Source organism: Vulcanococcus sp., assembly GCF_044369115.1.
Lineage (GTDB): Bacteria > Cyanobacteriota > Cyanobacteriia > PCC-6307 > Cyanobiaceae > Vulcanococcus.
On sequence record NZ_JBIPMN010000045.1, the window covers coordinates 1 to 15,245 of the forward strand.

General features: G+C 66.6%; 19 protein-coding genes and 1 pseudogene. 7 read left to right on the forward strand and 13 right to left on the reverse strand.

The window, feature by feature from the left end; genetic code table 11:
* A pseudogene (locus ACIQ2E_RS04935) lies at positions 1–86 on the reverse strand (30S ribosomal protein S4); the annotation flags it as partial.
* A gap of 101 nt (positions 87–187) precedes the next feature.
* Between ACIQ2E_RS04935 and yidD the strand changes: the two are divergent.
* The 3 genes from yidD to ACIQ2E_RS04950 all read left to right on the forward strand — a co-directional run bounded on the left by yidD (position 188) and on the right by ACIQ2E_RS04950 (position 2,351).
* Positions 188–472, forward strand: a complete 285-nt coding sequence (yidD, locus tag ACIQ2E_RS04940; RefSeq protein ID WP_398327026.1) for a membrane protein insertion efficiency factor YidD — start codon at positions 188–190, stop codon at positions 470–472.
* Positions 472–726, forward strand: coding sequence for a glutaredoxin family protein (locus ACIQ2E_RS04945; protein WP_398327029.1), 255 nt, complete (start codon positions 472–474; stop codon positions 724–726). Before yidD ends, ACIQ2E_RS04945 begins: the two co-directional genes overlap by 1 nt.
* A 104-nt stretch (positions 727–830) precedes the next feature.
* Positions 831–2,351 (forward strand): UDP-N-acetylmuramoyl-L-alanyl-D-glutamate--2,6-diaminopimelate ligase, encoded by a 1,521-nt coding sequence (locus ACIQ2E_RS04950; RefSeq protein ID WP_398327032.1) that lies wholly within the window; start codon positions 831–833, stop codon positions 2,349–2,351.
* Here the strand turns inward: ACIQ2E_RS04950 and ACIQ2E_RS04955 are convergent.
* The 11 genes from ACIQ2E_RS04955 to sppA all read right to left on the reverse strand — a co-directional run bounded on the left by ACIQ2E_RS04955 (position 2,348) and on the right by sppA (position 9,972).
* On the reverse strand, positions 2,348–3,508 hold the full coding sequence (locus tag ACIQ2E_RS04955) for an aminotransferase class V-fold PLP-dependent enzyme (protein ID WP_398327035.1): 1,161 nt from the start codon (positions 3,506–3,508) through the stop codon (positions 2,348–2,350). The genes ACIQ2E_RS04950 and ACIQ2E_RS04955 overlap by 4 nt on opposite strands.
* Positions 3,509–3,517: 9 nt before the next feature.
* The gene (locus ACIQ2E_RS04960) at positions 3,518–3,679 is read right to left on the reverse strand and encodes a hypothetical protein (RefSeq protein ID WP_296368844.1); all 162 of its coding nucleotides are present in this window, start codon (positions 3,677–3,679) and stop codon (positions 3,518–3,520) included.
* A 93-nt stretch (positions 3,680–3,772) separates the two neighbouring features.
* Positions 3,773–5,263, reverse strand: a complete 1,491-nt coding sequence (locus ACIQ2E_RS04965) for an AAA family ATPase (RefSeq protein ID WP_398327039.1) — start codon at positions 5,261–5,263, stop codon at positions 3,773–3,775.
* Positions 5,260–5,817: a YceD family protein gene (locus tag ACIQ2E_RS04970; protein ID WP_398327042.1), complete on the reverse strand. Its 558-nt coding sequence runs from the start codon at positions 5,815–5,817 to the stop codon at positions 5,260–5,262. The genes ACIQ2E_RS04965 and ACIQ2E_RS04970 overlap by 4 nt, the downstream gene beginning before the upstream one ends.
* 4 nt (positions 5,818–5,821) lie before the next feature.
* On the reverse strand, positions 5,822–6,958 hold the full coding sequence (yidC, locus tag ACIQ2E_RS04975) for a membrane protein insertase YidC (RefSeq protein WP_398327045.1): 1,137 nt from the start codon (positions 6,956–6,958) through the stop codon (positions 5,822–5,824).
* Between the two features lie 55 nt (positions 6,959–7,013).
* Positions 7,014–7,466 carry a PH domain-containing protein gene (locus ACIQ2E_RS04980; RefSeq protein ID WP_398327048.1) on the reverse strand — a complete coding sequence of 151 codons (453 nt, stop codon included), beginning with the start codon at positions 7,464–7,466 and terminating at the stop codon, positions 7,014–7,016.
* Positions 7,463–7,852, reverse strand: coding sequence for a ribonuclease P protein component (gene rnpA, locus ACIQ2E_RS04985; RefSeq protein ID WP_398327051.1), 390 nt, complete (start codon positions 7,850–7,852; stop codon positions 7,463–7,465). The genes ACIQ2E_RS04980 and rnpA overlap by 4 nt, the downstream gene beginning before the upstream one ends.
* A 49-nt stretch (positions 7,853–7,901) precedes the next feature.
* The gene (rpmH, locus tag ACIQ2E_RS04990; protein WP_010303865.1) at positions 7,902–8,039 is read right to left on the reverse strand and encodes a 50S ribosomal protein L34; all 138 of its coding nucleotides are present in this window, start codon (positions 8,037–8,039) and stop codon (positions 7,902–7,904) included.
* Positions 8,040–8,097: 58 nt separating this feature from the next.
* Positions 8,098–8,682, reverse strand: coding sequence for a DUF2808 domain-containing protein (locus tag ACIQ2E_RS04995; protein ID WP_398327054.1), 585 nt, complete (start codon positions 8,680–8,682; stop codon positions 8,098–8,100).
* 109 nt (positions 8,683–8,791) lie between these two features.
* A complete protein-coding gene (gene aroH / locus ACIQ2E_RS05000; RefSeq protein WP_398327057.1) occupies positions 8,792–9,163 on the reverse strand; it encodes a chorismate mutase in 372 nt (123 codons plus the stop codon).
* Positions 9,160–9,972 (reverse strand): signal peptide peptidase SppA, encoded by an 813-nt coding sequence (sppA, locus tag ACIQ2E_RS05005; protein ID WP_398327060.1) that lies wholly within the window; start codon positions 9,970–9,972, stop codon positions 9,160–9,162. The genes aroH and sppA overlap by 4 nt, the downstream gene beginning before the upstream one ends.
* Positions 9,973–10,049: 77 nt before the next feature.
* Between sppA and ACIQ2E_RS05010 the strand changes: the two genes are divergently transcribed.
* From ACIQ2E_RS05010 to ACIQ2E_RS05020, 3 genes are read left to right on the forward strand one after another with little or no spacing between them, the layout of a single operon-like run.
* The gene (locus ACIQ2E_RS05010) at positions 10,050–10,985 is read left to right on the forward strand and encodes a DMT family transporter (protein WP_398327075.1); all 936 of its coding nucleotides are present in this window, start codon (positions 10,050–10,052) and stop codon (positions 10,983–10,985) included.
* Positions 10,982–12,058 (forward strand): glycosyltransferase, encoded by a 1,077-nt coding sequence (locus ACIQ2E_RS05015; protein WP_398327063.1) that lies wholly within the window; start codon positions 10,982–10,984, stop codon positions 12,056–12,058. Before ACIQ2E_RS05010 ends, ACIQ2E_RS05015 begins: the two co-directional genes overlap by 4 nt.
* A gap of 18 nt (positions 12,059–12,076) precedes the next feature.
* Positions 12,077–13,882 carry an ArnT family glycosyltransferase gene (locus tag ACIQ2E_RS05020; RefSeq protein ID WP_398327066.1) on the forward strand — a complete coding sequence of 602 codons (1,806 nt, stop codon included), beginning with the start codon at positions 12,077–12,079 and terminating at the stop codon, positions 13,880–13,882.
* A gap of 18 nt (positions 13,883–13,900) precedes the next feature.
* Here the strand turns inward: ACIQ2E_RS05020 and ACIQ2E_RS05025 are convergent, their stop codons facing one another.
* Complete coding sequence (locus ACIQ2E_RS05025; protein WP_398327069.1) at positions 13,901–14,455, reverse strand: DUF721 domain-containing protein; 555 nt, start codon at positions 14,453–14,455, stop codon at positions 13,901–13,903.
* Between the two features lie 88 nt (positions 14,456–14,543).
* Between ACIQ2E_RS05025 and ACIQ2E_RS05030 the strand changes: the two genes are divergently transcribed.
* Positions 14,544–15,245, forward strand: a 702-nt coding sequence (locus ACIQ2E_RS05030; RefSeq protein ID WP_398327072.1) for a PspA/IM30 family protein, incomplete at its 3' end; no start/stop codon positions are given.

Consider the following 15,245-nt stretch of genomic DNA (forward strand, 5'->3'; position numbering starts at 1 on the left):
GACCGCTTGGCGGACTTACGGGTGAGACCGGGAAGGTCTCCCAAGCGCCGCGTGATCCTCAGACGAGGGCCGCGGTAGCGAGACATAGAAAACCGTGATGGTTGGGCAGTCGGGCGAGGCTGAGAGCCGAAGGCTGGCGAGCGCTCTTGCGAGAATCCCGCAAGCAGGCAGCTCATCCAGCGGGCTGATGCCACGCCAGTGGTCGATCCTATCGCTCGGCCCTGGTTCCACCCTCGCGCTGTCCATGAACCAGCTGCTGCAACGGTTGCTCCTGGCCTTGATCGGCATCTACCGCCAGTTCATCTCACCGCTGCTGGGCCCGCCCCGCTGCCGCTTTATCCCCAGTTGCAGCGCCTATGGCCTTGAAGCGATCGAGCGTCACGGCCCCTGGCGTGGGAGCTGGCTCACCTTGCGCAGGCTGCTGCGCTGTCATCCCTTCACCCCTTGCGGCTGCGACCCGGTGCCCGACTGATGGCTGAGTTGGTGCTGATCACCCGCGAGGGCTGCTGCCTCTGCGACGGCCTCGAGGAGAAGCTTTTGGCTTTAGGCCTGGCCTACACGCGCCTCGATGTGGATGCCGATCCAGCCCTAAAGGCGCGTTTTGACTTCGAAGTGCCTGTGCTGCTGCGGCGTGAGGGGGCAGCGGAGCGGGTGTTGCCGCGCCTGTCGCCGCGCCTGTCAGCGCATCAGCTGGGCACTTGGCTGCAGGAGCAGGGCCTGCCCTGACGCCGGCGGTTGCCTCAGTCTTGCTTGAGGCTCACAAGACTGGTTGCAGCGGCAACGTTGGATGCCTGGATTGCGCCTAAAACAAGCGCATCAGCGCTGCCGCCATGTCCGATCGGCTTCACCCTCTGCTGCGTCAGGTTGGCCTGGCGGTGCCGCCGGGTTTGGCCAACGGTGAGGTGACCAGCGTCAGCTGCGACTCGCGGCGCGTGGGCCCCGGCACCGTGTTCGTGGGATTGCCGGGTGCGCAGGTGGATGGCGGGCTGTTCTGGCCCCAGGCGCTCCAAGCCGGTGCGGTGCTGGCAGTGATCGGCCGTGCTGCGGCGGAGGCCTGCCCTCCCGCCGATCACGATCCGGTGCTGGTGGTCACCGAACCCGTTGCTCGCTGGGCCGGACTGCTGGCGGCGGAGTTCTGGCAGCAGCCCAGCCAGCGCCTGCACCTGATCGGGGTGACCGGCACCAACGGCAAAACCACCACCACCCATCTGATCGAACATCTCGCCGCCCATTGCGGCATGCCCTCCGCCCTGTTTGGCACGTTGGTGAACCGCTGGCCGGGGCACAGCGTTACCGCACAACACACCACGGCTTTTGCCGATGTGCTGCAGGGGCAGCTGGCTCAGTCTGTTGAGGCTGGTTCCCAGGTTGGAGCGATGGAGGTGAGCTCCCACGCCCTGGATCAACAGCGCGTGAGTGGCTGCCGGTTCGCGGGGGCGGTGTTCACCAACCTCACCCAGGACCACCTCGACTACCACCCGTCGATGGAGGCCTACTTCGAGGCCAAGGCCAGCCTGTTCAGTTCAGGCTTCCTCGAGCTGAAGCCAGGCCAGGCCACAGCAGTGGTGAATGTGGATGATCCCTGGGGCGAGAAGCTGGCCCAGCGGCTGGGCAACCATGCCTGGCGTAGCTCCCTGCAGGAGGGCAGTGATACGGAGCTGCGGATGGAGCAGCTGCAGTTCAGCTCCGAAGGTGTGAGCGGCGTGCTGGTAAGCCCAATGGGGAGCGGGCGTTTCCAGTCGCCGTTGCTGGGGCGCTTCAACCTGATGAATCAGCTGCAGGCGGTGGGTGCGCTGCTCCAGCAGGGCCTGCCCCTGGCGAACCTGCTGCAGGGCCTCACCAGCTTCCGTGGGGTGCCGGGCCGCATGGAGCGGGTGGGCGTTGGCCGGGCGGAGTGCTGTGAAGGCTCCTTGCCAGCGGTGCTGGTGGATTACGCCCACACACCCGATGGCCTCGAAAGTGCCCTGAAGGCGTGCCGGCCGTTTGCTCGGGGGCAGTTGATCTGCGTGTTCGGCTGCGGTGGTGATCGCGATCGCACCAAGCGACCGCTGATGGGTTCGATTGCCGCGCGCCTGGCGGATCAGGTGGTCGTCACCTCCGATAACCCCCGCACCGAAGACCCTCAGCAGATCCTCAACGATGTGGTCGCTGGCATTCCTGAGGGCGTGGCGGTGCAGGTGGAGGCTGATCGGGGCCGGGCCATCGCAACTGTGGTGGCGGCTGCTCAGCCGGATGATCTGGTGCTGATCGCCGGCAAGGGCCACGAGGATTATCAGATCCTCGGCACCACCAAGATCCACTTCGACGACCGCGAAGAAGCAGAGAAAGCGCTGCGGGAGCGGCCCTGTTAAGCGAGATCGCTCAGGGCTTCCAGCAGCTTTCCGATCTCCGCTTCGGTGGTGGTGATGTGGGTGCAGGCCCGGAGGCAATCGGGATCATCCAAGCGGCGGATCCAGAGGCCCTGCTCGCCAAGGTGCTCTACCACTGAGCTGCTGGTGCGCCCCGCCAGCGTGAAGCTCACGAGCCCTGCCGGCGGCGGCTCCGGCAGCAGGGTGCTCACCCCCGCAATCGTTTGCAGCCCCTGCCAGAGCCGGCGGCTGCCCGCCTGAATTCGCTCCAGCCGTTGGGCTGCTGTGCCCTCCGCCGATAGCAGCTCCAGCGAGGTGGCCAGGCCGCTGCAGAGCGGCACGCAAGAGGTGGCCACCTCAAAGCGGCGGGCATCGCTGTGGAAGCTGCTGGCGGCGGAGGCCTCGTGGCGCAGGCTGCGCCAACCGATCAGGGTGGGTTGCGCCTGATCGAGCAGCCGCTCTGAGAGAGCCACACCGCCGAGACCCTCCGGCCCGCAGCACCACTTGTGGCCGGTGAAGGCATAAATGTCGGCGGCGGCAGCGGCCTCTTCTACGGGGATCGCCCCCATCGATTGGGCTGCATCCACCAGCAACCAGGGCCGGCTGGGCTGCTGCTGAAGTCGCTCGGCCACAGCGGTGATCGGCATCACGCTGCCACTGTTCCAGAGCAGATGGGAGAGGGCTACGAGCCGTGTTTGCGGTGTGAGCGCCTGCTCTAGCGAGGTGAGCACCGCTGCAGCCAAGGTGCTTTGGCCATGGGTTTTGCAGAGCTCCAGCACCGGCAGCCAGCGGATCTCAAGCCCTTCGCGCCGCGCCAGTTCCTGGCAAGCCGCCACCACGCCGGGGTGTTCGCAGTCGCTGATCAGCAGCTGATCACCAGTGGACCAGGGCAGGCCCCAGAGCGGCAGTACGCAGCCGCTGGTTACGTTTTCCGTGAGGGCCAAGCGGTGAGGCCCCACGCCACAGAGCGCCGCCAAGGCTTGGCGCACCCGTGCGGTTTCCCGTTCGATGAAGGGCCACACCGCTCCGGTGAAGGGCCCTATCTCCTGAATGCGCTGCCAGCTGGCGGTGATCGCTTGCAGCGAAGGAGTGGGCAGAGGCCCTTGCCCGCCGTAGTTGAAGTAGGTCTTGTTGGCGAGGGCGGGGCAGAGGGTGCGCATGCCTGCGGGTTAGATCACCTGCCCCACCATGACCGCTGCGACGGCGGAGAAGAGGGTGATGCTGAGCGCGGTGAGCGGGTTCTGGCCCTGGGCGACGGCGAAGCTGGTGATCACGCCGGCGCCGAGGCAGGCAACTGCCAGTTGGGTGGTGAGGGCTGGGCGCTGCTCCATGGGCTTGGACTCGATTGCGGGCAGCTTGCTGGCGGCAATCGCTCCAGGCCTGAGTTCTTTACCTGGCGTTGGTCTTCGTTACGCGGCGCAATGTCAGCTGCGCTGACGGGTGGAGGCTGGCCTGGCGCGGCCGCTGCTGGCCCATTGCTGCAGCGCTTCCAGTTGTTCGCGTGCGGTGCGCGAGAGCGGCACCAACTGAGCGGCGGCGCTGATCAGATCGCTTTCGCCGAATTCGCGCTGCTCGCTGAAGGCCTGGTGCATCGCCTCGATCACCACTTGCTCCAGCTCGGCGCCAGAGAAGCCTGCCGTGCGGTCGACCACCACCTCCAGCGGCAAGCTGTGATCGGGGCGGCGGCGCCTCAGCTGCAGATCGAGGATGGCGCTGCGCTCTGCTGCATCCGGTAGGTCGAGCAGGAAGATTTCATCGAAGCGGCCCTTGCGCAGCAGCTCTGGGGGGAGTGTCTCTACCCCATTAGCGGTGGCCACCACAAACACGGCGCTGCTCTTTTCCGCCATCCATGTGAGCAGGCTGGCCAGCACCCGCTGGCTGGTGCCGCCATCACTGCGGCCATCACCGGTGGCGCCGAAGCCCTTGTCGATCTCATCGATCCAGAGCACGCAGGGGGCCATGGCCTCGGCCCGCTGGATCATGTCGCGGGTGCGTGCTTCGGAGGCGCCCACCAGCCCGGCGAACAGGCGGCCAACATCGAGGCGCAATAGCGGCATCGCCCAGCTGTGGGCGATCGCCTTGGCCGTGAGTGATTTGCCGGTGCCTTGCGGGCCCACCAGCAGCACGCCACGCGGGAGCGGCAGGCCGTAGCGGCGTGCGTCATCGCTGAAGGCCATGTGGCGCTGCTCCAGCCAACGCTTCAGGGCGTCCAGGCCGCCAATATCGGCGGGGGTGGCTTCGGTAGGGCAGTACTCGAGTAGCTCGCTGCGGGCGATGGCCTGGCGTTTTTCCTCGAGCACTTCATCGAGGTCAGCCAGCCCCAGCTCGCCGCGGCTGGCGAGCCCCCTGGCTGCCACCTGGCGGATGCGCTGCTCGCTCAAGCCGCTGCAGCTGTGGCTGAGCTGCTCGAGCACTGACACATCCAGGGTTTTGCCGCTGGCCTGAGCGATGTTGCGCAGCAGTGCCTCGATCTCCTGCTGATCCGGCAGGGGAAGATCCAGCAAGGTGATGCATTCATCGAGATCGCGGGGCGGCTGCCAGTCGGCGGCTGTGATCACCAAGGTGTGGGGTTGCTGGCGCAGGCTGGTGGCCAGGTTGCGCAGCTTGCGGCAGATGCTGGCGTCCTCGCAGTAGCGGTGGAAGTCGTGCAGCATCAGCAGCGCCGGCTGCTCCGCAGGTAGGGCCGCCAAGCTCTCGAGCGCGGCGAGCGGATTGCGGGCTGCTTCGCCATCGCGGCCCGGCCAGCCCTGCAGGCCACTGATGAAATCCCAACGGGCCAGAGCTCGGTTGCCGAGGCGCTTGCCTGCGGCGGCCAGCAGGGCGGCGATGCGCTCCTCCTCCTGGCTGCGAATCCAGAGGATGGGGGTTCGCGCCCGGATCAGCAGATCGAGGTGGTCGGCCCAGACCTGGCTCATGGCTGCAGCTTCTTCAGGGCCGCCCAGCGCGGATCGATCGGTTCGTCTTCGGCTGGAGCACCCAGCAGCTCGGGGCCGGGGCAATCGCTGCCGCAGCGGTTCACCAGCGGCAGCTGCAAGCTGAGCTGCTCAAACAGCCAATGCTCAGGGTCGAAGTTGCCGGTGGGATCGAGGCTTTCGGTGAGAGCGTCGGGGTCGAGCTCAAGCACGTCACTGCCACCCTCCAGCAGGGTGGCAGCGGCGATGCCCTCAAGCCGTGACTGATCGCCCAGCCATAGCACCTCATGGTGCGCGAAGCTCAGGGGGTGGTTGTAGTGCTGAAGGCAGCGATCGCAGCGCAGGGTGATGATCGTGCTGGCGTGGCCACCGACCTCAAGGATGTTGCCGCGATGAACGGCCCGGAGTTCACCCCGCACGGGTGTGAGGCTCTCCAGCTCGCTGAGGGTTTGATGCACATGCCAGCTGCGCCCTTCGGCCAGGGGCCGCAACTCCTGCAGCGGCACAGGCTGCAGGGGATCCCCCACGGGCTGCGCTGCGGGTCGCGCTGCGCTCATTGGCTCACTTCTTGCCCTTGGGCTCAAAGGGCAGGCGCTCGCTGCCACTCACGGTGGCTGTGACCGTTTTCGCTTCGGCCGCAAGCTGCTGATCGAGGATCGCCTGCAGGTTGTCGGGCAGGGCCTCGCGGGTGAGCAGGAAGGTTTGGGTGGCCTGGAAGATGTTGGCCACCACCATGTAGAGCAGCACGCCAGCGGGCAGCGGGAAGAACAGGAACATGCCGGTGATCATCACGGGCGTGATCTTGTTGGCCGTGGCCTGCTGCGGATTGGCGGGCATCCCCATCCCAGAGAGGATTTGGCTCACAAACAGGCTGGCGCCGAAGGCGGCAACCAGGATGGCGATATCCCAGTTGATGGCGCCATCGGTGTAGAAGCCCACCTGGCCGAGCGCCTTGATGAACAGGAAGCCGCTGCGAGCTGCCAGGCCGGGGATTTTGGCTTCCACGGTCACATCGCCGGGGGCGATGGCGTGGATGGTGCCGTTCTGATCCACGCTCGCCAGGCCTTCACCCTTAGTGACGCTCCAGGTGGGTGTGAAGGCGCTGCCGTTCTCCACGCCGCTGAGCACCGAGGCGAAACTCGAGCCGTCTTTGGTGTGGAGGCTCACGGTTTCGATGTCACCCACGCCGAGCTTGTTGCCCTTCTCAAGGGTGGCCACCACCGGCACGTGATTGGTGGCGGTCACGAAGATCGAGTGGCTCGGGCTGTTGAACGGCTTGGGTTCAACCGCGGCGATCTGTTCAGCCGGCAGAACCTTCAGGTTGAGGGTGTAAGGCACATCGGCGAACGGTGATCCGCGCAGCGTGGCGAACAGCGCGAACAGGATGGGCATCTGCACCAGCAGGGGTAGGCAACCCGAGAGCGGGCTGCCGAACTCCTTCATCAGCGTCCCCAGCTCCTCCTGTTGCTTCTGGGGATTGTTGGCGTACTTGGCCTTGATCTCGGCCTGGCGCTTCTGCATCACCGGCTGGGCGATGCGCATGCGCCGAGCGCTGCGGATCGAGCCGGCACTGAGGGGGAACAGCGCCAGGCGGATCACCACGGTGAGGGCAATGATCGCCAGGCCGTAGCTCGGCACCAATCCGTAGAAGAAGTCGAGGATCGGCAGCAGCAGATTGTCGGAGATGTAGCCGATCACGGCGTGTGCAGGTCCGGGGAGAAGGGGAGTGGAGCCAGTGTGTCAGGCGGATGGCTCAGGCCGCCGCGTTGTTGTTGAAGCCGGTTTTGTTGCTGGCCTTGGAAGCCGAGCTGGCCGCCATCCGCTCTTCGATGTAGGCCTCAGCGTTCTTGTAGTGGGGCACGGCGCGCATCTCGAGCTTGGTGCCGTCGTTGAGCACCAGCACCATGTCGCCCCAGAAGCCGAGGCCGCGGGCCACGGAGCGCACCTCGCGGATCTGGCTGTACACCACCTGGCTGCGGTCGCGGCCAAGCCAGCCACCGCTCACTTCCACGCGTCGGCTGGTGATGCGAAAGCGCAGCCAGAGAGCTCGCACGATCGCTCCTACAGCAAAGGGAATGCCGATCAGGGTGAGGCCGAACAGCAGGTTGGTGATCAGGTCGCCCTTGGCGGGCCCGCCTGCGTAGAAGACGTCTTCGTTGATGCTGGCTCCGGGAGCCACCGGGGGCGTCTTGGGCGTGCCTGTCATGGCCGTAGACCTGCCTTGGCGAGGAGTTGAGAACATTCTCCCAGCAGGGCCTCGTCGCTGGCTTCGGCGCTGCCGGGTTTGAGGGAGATCAGCAGCCAGCGGCCGCTCGCTTGATCGGGCCGCGCGCGCACGGCCGCGGTGAGGTGGCTATGGAACAACCGGCGCAGCTGGTTGCGGCGCACCGAACGTTTGCTCACTTTGCTGCTTACCACCACCGCTATCCGGCAGCTGTTGGGGCTGTGGTCGCGGGGATCGGGCTTGAGCAGCTCGGGCTGCGCGTTCAGGCAGCGCAGCACCATCAGGCTGCCGTGGTGTCGCTGACCTTTCTGGTAGATGCGGTCAAACACAAACCGCCCCCGCAGCCTGTGTTCCCGGGATAGAACCATCGGAAACGGGCTGGCGGGGGCAGTGGTGTGAACGGATCAGTCCGGAAGCTCAGACCGCCAGGCGGGCGCGGCCACGCTTACGGCGGGAGCGGATCACGCGGCGGCCGGTGTGGCTGCGCATGCGAACGCGGAAGCCCGACACACGCTTGCGCTTACGGCTGGTTCCTTCAAGGGTGCGCTTGGTCATGGCTCCGGCTCGGCTGCGCCTTCAACGTCGATCGCCCAACCTACCAGCCCGCCTTGGCTCAGTCGCTCTGGGGATCGATCTGGATCACCCAACTGCCGAGATACCCCGAAACGGGCACGTCGCCAGGGGCCTGGGCTAGGGCGTTGAACTGATACATCCCAATGTTGAAGGGATTGAACAGGTTGATGTACACGCCGATGGTCTTCCCCACGGGCACCGGAGTATCCGGGAAGATCTCAATGGCGGTGCCATCGGCAGCCACCTCCACGGTGGCGGGGATATCGGCTTCGCAGCGGGTGCGGGAGAGCATGCCGCCTTCCTTCATGTAGCAGAGCTTGACGAACTTGGGATCGATCTTGCTGTCAAAGCTCTTGGGGATCCCCACGGTGAGCTTGAGAATCGCCGTCTTGCGGTCCTTGGGCTTCAGGATCAGGTAATACTCCGAGCGCTTCAGGCGCTTGGTGTCGGTGATGAAGTAGTAGAGCTTGCGGTAGTCCTTGCTGGCATCCCAGCGGAACTCGACAAGACCAGGCGTGCCCTGGCTCTTCGCGGGGAGCATCGGCGCGAGAGCGGCGGCAGCGCCGGCGAGCCCAAGGGCTGCTGCCAGTGCGGTGCCAGCGGCACCCATGCGGAACCCAGCCATGAATTGGATCGGGCAAGTGGTTGTTGACAACCATTCTTGGCAGCCGGAGCTGACCCCGGGGCTCTGCAGGGTGCCGGCCCGGGGGTTGGAAGCTGTGACCAAGTGCGACTCAGCCGGCCAAGTCAGGGCGCAACCGGGCAGCGTCGCGCAGATAGGCATGTCGCACCGGCTGATGCTGCTCCAGCCAGGCATGGGCCAGCAGGCGGATGCAGCGAGGCAGATCGCCTGCCACGGCCATCTGCTGGCAATCGAGTAGGGCCACGCCATCCCACCCTTCACGCCGCCGGGCAATCGCCGCCGGGAAGATGGCATCGAGATCGGCGGTCACCGAAAAGGTGACCGACAGGATCTGACCCCCTTTGAGGTTGTTGCGCTCCACCAGGGCATCGATCAGTTCAGCCACGGCTTCGCTGATGGCCGCGCTGGTGTTGGCTGCGGCGGTGGTGGCGCCGCGCAGGGCCCGTAGTTCCGAGCTGGTCATGGGCGATGCAGCCAGAGAGGTTGGCCGCTCCAGGCCAGCTCCAGGTGGAGTGCATCGCTGAGGCGGGCAAACAGGTTGCCGCCCGGGATCAATCCTCCGAAGCGTTTCTTGGGCTGCCCGAAGCTGATCGGGCGGGTTTTTTCTTCATCGAGATCCGCCAGCTGACAGGCCAGCCTGCGGGCGCTTTCTTCATCACCCAGCTGATCCACCAGGCCCAGCTCAAGTGCCTGGGCGCCACTGAACACCCGGCCATCGGCAAAGCCCCGCACCACGCTCTCCTCAAGCCTGCGGCCCGCGGCTACGGCGGTCACAAACTGGCTGTAACTGGAGTCGATCAGCTCTTGCAGCAGCTGGCGCTCGCCGGCGGTGAGGGCGCGATCCGGCGAAAGGATGTCCTTATAAACCCCGCTTTTCACGGTTTCAAACTGCACGCCGATCCGCTCCAGCAGTCGGGAGAGGTTGTTGCCGCGCAGGATCACGCCGATGGAGCCGGTGATCGAGCCCGCATTGGCCACGATCTTCTCGGCGGCGACGCCCACGTACACCCCGCCGGAGGCAGAAATGTTGCCGAAGCTGGCCACCACCCGGCAGCCCTTTTCTCGCAGCCGCTGGATGGCCGCATGGATCTCCTGGCTGTCGCCCACGGTGCCGCCGGGGCTGTCGATGCGCAGCAGCAGGGCTGGGAATTCGCGCTGCTCCACCTCCCGCAGCGCTTTGAGCACCCGCTCTCGGGTACTCGAGGCAATCGCCCCTTCGATGGCGATGCGCGCCAGTTTGCGGCGGGACTTGCGGCGCCAGGGCCAGACCATCGAGGCGGTGTGCAGTGGCTGGATCTTAAAAAGGAGCCTGTAGGCCGCTGGTGCTGGTGAAGGTGCGCTGGCTGCTGATGTTGTTGCCGTTTGCCCTCTGGGGCACGGCGATGGCGGCCATGAAGCCGCTGCTGGTGGACGCCGGCCCCTTGACCCTGGCCTGGATGCGGCTGCTGCCGGCCGGTGTGGTGTTGCTGCTGGCCGCCTGGCTCTGGCGCGGCAACTGGCGGGTGGACCGGCGCGATTGGCTGTGGCTGGTGCTGTTTGCCCTGGTGGATGCCACCGCCTTTCAGGCCCTGCTTGCCCGGGGCCTTGTGGGCACGGGCGCTGGTCTGGGTTCGGTGTTGATCGATTCGCAGCCGCTGCTGGTGGCTCTGCTGGCCCGCAGCCTGTTTGGTGATGCGATCAATCCGGTGGGCTGGCTGGGGCTGTTGGTGGGGTTGCTCGGCATTCTTTGCCTGGGCTTGCCGGCTCCGCTACTGCGCCATTGGTGGCTGATGGGGCCTGAGTTTCTTGGGGATCAGGCCTGGAGCCATGGCGAGCTTTGGATGCTGGCCGCTGCCCTGGCGATGGCCCTTGGCACCGTGATCAGCCGCTACGCCTGCCGTCACAGCGATGCGGTGGCGGTGACCGGCTGGCACATGCTGTTGGGTGCTCTGCCCCTGCTGGCCGGATCGGCACTGCTGCCAGCGTTCCGCGCGGACGCGCCACCGTTCTGGCCCCATTGGACCCTGTTGCAGTGGGGATTGATGGTCTATGCCGCTCTGCTGGGCAGTGCCGTGGCCTATGGCTTGTTCTTCTGGTTTGCCAACCGCGGCGATCTCACAAGCTTCACGTCGCTCACCTTTCTCACGCCGGTATTCGCCTTGCTCTGCGGTGTGGTGCTGCTTGACGAGCAGCTTGAGCCGCTGCAGTGGCTGGGGGCGGCGTTGGCCCTGGTGAGTGTGGTGTTGATCAACCGCCGTGCCCTGCTCTGGCATCCCGGGAGCGCAGCGGCTGAGGTGGTGCCATGAAGCTGTTGGTGGTGGCCACAGCTCTGGGGCCATTGGGTAGTGGCCGCGGGGGTGGTGTGGAGCTCACCCTTGCGGGTCTGGTGGCAGGGCTGCTGCAGCGGGGGCATCGGATCACCGTGCTGGCGGCCGAAGGTTCGCAGCTGCCGGTGGATTGTGCGGCCGCAGAGCTCTGGCGCTGCGGCGGATCGCCCCAACCGAGCGTGCAGCATCAGGGCCGTGAGGCGCTGATCACCATGCCTGCGGATGCCTTGCTGGCGCGCTTCTGGCGGCGAGTGCTCGCTGAGGCGCCCGCTGCGGGGGTCGATGCGGTGCTCAACCTCGGCTACGACTGGCTGCCCTTCTGGCTCACGCCTACAGCGCCGCTGCCCCTGTTTCACCTGGTGAGCATGGGTTCGGTGAACGCCGCCATGGATGCGGTAATCGCCGAGGTGGCCGCCTGGGATCAGCGCCGCCTGGCCTTTCACACCGCCGCTCAGGCCGCAGACTTCGCCATTCCCCACCCCGCGCTGCTGGTGGGGAATGGCTTCGATCTGAGCGCCTACCAGTTCAGAACCGAGCCCGAAGCCTTGCTCGGCTGGGTGGGTCGCGTGGCGCCGGAGAAGGGCCTGGAGGATGCCGCGGCAGCGGCGGCCCGCTGCGGAATGCCGCTGGCGGTGTGGGGCCTGGTGGAGGACGAGGCCTATGCCGCCGCAGTGCAGGCTTCGGTGCCAGCGGGCACCTTGCAATGGCGCGGTTTCCTGCCCACGGCGCAGCTGCAGGGGGAGCTGGGTTGTTGCCGGGCTCTGCTCAATACGCCCAAGTGGAATGAGGCTTACGGCAACGTGGTGGTGGAAGCCATGGCCTGTGGTGTGCCCGTGCTGGCCTACCGCCGCGGTGGGCCGGGTGAATTGGTGCAGCCGGGGGTGAACGGTTGGCTGGTGGAACCCGACGACGTAACGGCCCTGGCGGAGGCTGTGAAGCAGGTGGAGCGGATCGATCGCAGCTCCTGCCGCCAGTGGGTGGAGCTGCATGCCTCGCGGGAGGTGCTGGCCGAGCGCATCGAGGTCTGGCTGGAGCAGGGGCTGCAGCCGTAAGCGATAACGTCGGGCCTGATGCAGCTCGCCCTGGTGCCCCGCAGGTTCGTGTTGCCGTTGGTGCTGATCTGTGGCCTCGCCCTGTTCGTCTGGCGGCTCGGCAGCACGGGGTTGGTGGATGAGACCCCACCGCTGTTTGCCGCCTCGGCCCGGGCCATGGCGCGCACGGGCGACTGGCTGATTCCCCGGGTGAATGGCTTGCCCCGCTACGACAAGCCACCGCTGGTGTACTGGCTGATGGGCCTGATCTATGCCCTGCCTGGCCAGCCGCAGTGGGATCCCCTTGGCACCTGGGCAGCCCGGCTGCCGTCGGCGTTGAGCAGCGTGGGCTTGATGCTGGTGATCGCGGCCACGCTGCTGCGCTGGCCCCAGCCCTTGCCTGGCGGACGCTGGCCTGCGCCATCCCAGCAGGCGATCACCGCGGTGAGTGCTGCGCTGGCTTTTGCTCTTTCACCGCTGGTGTTGCTGTGGAGCCGCATCGCCGTGAGCGATGCCTTGCTCACCGGCTTGCTCGGGGCCGTGCTGCTGCTGTTCTGGCGTTGTTATGCCGCTAGCAGCCGCGCCTGGTTGGCCTGGATCCTGCTGGGGCTGGCGGTGCTGGCCAAGGGGCCTGTGGCGGTGGTGCTCGTTGGGATCACCCTCAGCGCTTTTGGTTTGTGGCAGCGCGATCTGCGCGGGTTGGCGGACCGGCTGCGCCCCTGGCCGGGTCTTGGCATCACTGCCCTGGTGGCCCTCCCCTGGTATGGGCTGGCGGCGCTGGCGGAAGGGCGCCCCTTTATCGAGAGCTTCTTCGGTTACCACAACCTGCAGCGCTTCACCGGCGTGGTGAACAACCACCTTCAGCCCTGGTGGTTTTTTCTGCCGGTGCTGGTGGTGGCTTCGCTGCCGTTCACGCCTCTGCTGCTCGCCGGATTAGCGGGAGGCTTCGCTGGCCGGGGCGCCAGCCTTCCGCCCGCGCAATCCCTGCAGCGCTACGCCACCTGCTGGCTGTTGGCGGTGCTGCTGTTCTTCACCCTGGCGGCCACCAAGCTGCCCAGCTACTGGCTCCCGGCCACCCCAGCTGCCGGTGTGTTGATCGCCCTGGCAGCACAGCAGCGCCCGGCGCGCTGGGTGGTGGTGAGCACCCTGGCTCTGCAAGCCGTGCTGGCAGCGGGGTTGGCTGCCTCCGATCGCTGGGTGCCAATGATTAATGAACCGGAACTGCCCACGCTCCCGGCCGAGCTCCTGGCTGGGGGGCTGCTCAGTCGCGCTGCCTTCTGTTTCGGCCTTGCCTTGTTGGCCGGTGTGCTGCTCTGTTGGGCGCAAACCCCATGGCGGCGATGGTGGTTGCTGGCCCAGCAGCTGGCGGTAGTGGCCTTTGCCGTCACGGCACTCCAGCCTCTTGTGGCCTTCGGGGATCGCCTGCGGCAGGCACCGCTGCGGCGCCTTGCCGCCGCTGCCTTGGATCAGAGGCGCAGCGGCGAGCCCCTGGCGATGGTGGGCATCCTCAAGCCCTCACTCCACTTCTATGCGGATCAGGTGGTGATCTACGAGGGCGTTCAAGCCAATGGCCCGCTCAACCTCAATGACCGCCTGCTGAATGAACGCCGCGCCGGGCAGCAGCCATCTCCGCCGGCGGCCAACAACACCGTTTTGGTGGTGATCGATCAACGCACCGCCCAGCTACCCCATTGGCGAGGGCTGGTCCACCAGCCCCTCGCTCAGGAAGGCTTGTTCGCCCTTTGGCGGGTGCCGCGGCAGGCCTTGGATCAATGGGCCCAGAGTTTGCGGGCGGCTGGACTGCCGCCGCCGGATTGGCAGCAGCCCAGGCCCGAGCGCTACTGAGCGGGCCGGGGTCTTGGCTCAGGCTTCGGCGGGTGTGCCCATGGCCACGCCGTTATCCATTCGCTCGCGCTGGCAGAAGCTGCAGTGCCCCCAGCGCTGCAGTTCACCGGCGGGTGCTGGCCGCTGGCAGTTGGGGCAGCTGTCCATCCCGAACACATCCACCCGGCTGGGGTGGTGCGCCCACACCTGTGCCTCCTCATCGCTGCCGAAGGGAGGCAAGGGGGTGGCTTGATGCTGCTGCAGCACCAGATCCTTCACGGAAAAACCAGCCCCTCTCAGGGCACCCAGCAAGCGGTGTTTGTTGAAGCGCAGCGCCTGCAGCCATTGGGGATGGCTGGCGCCCACCACAAGGCGCCCGCCCTGCAACCGCAGCGGCCGGCAATGGGGCGCGAGTTGGGTGCCGGCGATCTTGGACCAGGCCTGCCACAGGGCCGCCAGGTTTTCGTCGCGCTGCCACTGCTGCTGCAGCTGCTCCAGGCAGCCCACCACGGTTTGCAGCGGCGGCCGCGGCGGCGGCACCAGCAGGTTCACGTTGCCCTGGCGCCGGGTTTGGTTGCGGGGGGCAGTAGGCATGGCGCAACGCTACGGGAGATGCGGCAATCACGCTGTGCCGCTGCGGCGGGCACTGGTTAGCCTCGTCGCCTGCCCCGTATCCCTAGCCATGGGCTTTTTTGATCGCCTCAGCCGTCTGGTGCGCGCGAACGCCAATGCCGTGGTGGGGGCCATGGAGGATCCGGCCAAGATCCTCGATCAGTCGGTGGCTGACATGCAGGCCGATCTGGTGAAGCTGCGCCAGGCTGTGGCCACGGCCATCGCCAGCCAGAAGCGCATCCAGAACCAGGCCGAGCAAGCCGAAGCCCAAGCCAACACCTGGTACGAGCGCGCCGAGCTGGCGCTCAAGAAAGGCGAGGAAGACCTGGCCCGCGAAGCCCTCGGCCGCCGCAAAACCTGCCAGGACACGGCCACGGCCCTTAACACCCAGTTGCAGAGCCAGGCCGGTCAGGTGGAGCAGCTCAAGCAGAGTCTGGTGAAGCTTGAGAGCAAGATCGCCGAGGCCAAAACCAAAAAAGACATGCTCAAAGCCCGGGCCCAGGCGGCTCAGGCTCAGGAGCAACTGCAGAGCGCCGTTGGCAACCTCGGCACCAACAGCTCCATGGCCGCCTTCGAGCGGATGGAGGAGAAGGTGCAGAGCCTCGAAGCGCGCAGCCAGGCGGCCGCTGAGTTGGCTGGTGCCGATCTGGAGAGTCAGTTCGCGGCCCTCGAGGGTGCTCCTGAGGTGGATGACGAGCTCGCCGCCCTCAAGGGCAAGCTGGCCGGCACCGCACCGGCGGCGGCACTGCCTGAAGCGGGCGGTGCGGTGCAA

What these genes read in the sequence shown, in the direction of transcription:
- ACIQ2E_RS04980 (WP_398327048.1), bottom strand. Translation starts at nt 7,466, where the DNA reads ATGACAGGCACGCCCAAGACGCCCCCGGTGGCTCCCGGAGCCAGCATC.
- rnpA (WP_398327051.1), bottom strand. Translation starts at nt 7,852, where the DNA reads ATGGTTCTATCCCGGGAACACAGGCTGCGGGGGCGGTTTGTGTTTGAC.
- ACIQ2E_RS04960 (WP_296368844.1), bottom strand. Translation starts at nt 3,679, where the DNA reads ATGGAGCAGCGCCCAGCCCTCACCACCCAACTGGCAGTTGCCTGCCTC.
- sppA (WP_398327060.1), bottom strand. Translation starts at nt 9,972, where the DNA reads ATGGTCTGGCCCTGGCGCCGCAAGTCCCGCCGCAAACTGGCGCGCATC.
- ACIQ2E_RS04965 (WP_398327039.1), bottom strand. Translation starts at nt 5,263, where the DNA reads ATGAGCCAGGTCTGGGCCGACCACCTCGATCTGCTGATCCGGGCGCGA.
- aroH (WP_398327057.1), bottom strand. Translation starts at nt 9,163, where the DNA reads ATGACCAGCTCGGAACTACGGGCCCTGCGCGGCGCCACCACCGCCGCA.
- rpmH (WP_010303865.1), bottom strand. Translation starts at nt 8,039, where the DNA reads ATGACCAAGCGCACCCTTGAAGGAACCAGCCGTAAGCGCAAGCGTGTG.
- ACIQ2E_RS04945 (WP_398327029.1), top strand. Translation starts at nt 472, where the DNA reads ATGGCTGAGTTGGTGCTGATCACCCGCGAGGGCTGCTGCCTCTGCGAC.
- ACIQ2E_RS05010 (WP_398327075.1), top strand. Translation starts at nt 10,050, where the DNA reads ATGTTGTTGCCGTTTGCCCTCTGGGGCACGGCGATGGCGGCCATGAAG.
- yidD (WP_398327026.1), top strand. Translation starts at nt 188, where the DNA reads ATGCCACGCCAGTGGTCGATCCTATCGCTCGGCCCTGGTTCCACCCTC.
- ACIQ2E_RS04970 (WP_398327042.1), bottom strand. Translation starts at nt 5,817, where the DNA reads ATGAGCGCAGCGCGACCCGCAGCGCAGCCCGTGGGGGATCCCCTGCAG.
- ACIQ2E_RS05025 (WP_398327069.1), bottom strand. Translation starts at nt 14,455, where the DNA reads ATGCCTACTGCCCCCCGCAACCAAACCCGGCGCCAGGGCAACGTGAAC.
- ACIQ2E_RS05020 (WP_398327066.1), top strand. Translation starts at nt 12,077, where the DNA reads ATGCAGCTCGCCCTGGTGCCCCGCAGGTTCGTGTTGCCGTTGGTGCTG.
- ACIQ2E_RS04995 (WP_398327054.1), bottom strand. Translation starts at nt 8,682, where the DNA reads ATGGCTGGGTTCCGCATGGGTGCCGCTGGCACCGCACTGGCAGCAGCC.
- ACIQ2E_RS04955 (WP_398327035.1), bottom strand. Translation starts at nt 3,508, where the DNA reads ATGCGCACCCTCTGCCCCGCCCTCGCCAACAAGACCTACTTCAACTAC.
- ACIQ2E_RS04950 (WP_398327032.1), top strand. Translation starts at nt 831, where the DNA reads ATGTCCGATCGGCTTCACCCTCTGCTGCGTCAGGTTGGCCTGGCGGTG.
- ACIQ2E_RS05015 (WP_398327063.1), top strand. Translation starts at nt 10,982, where the DNA reads ATGAAGCTGTTGGTGGTGGCCACAGCTCTGGGGCCATTGGGTAGTGGC.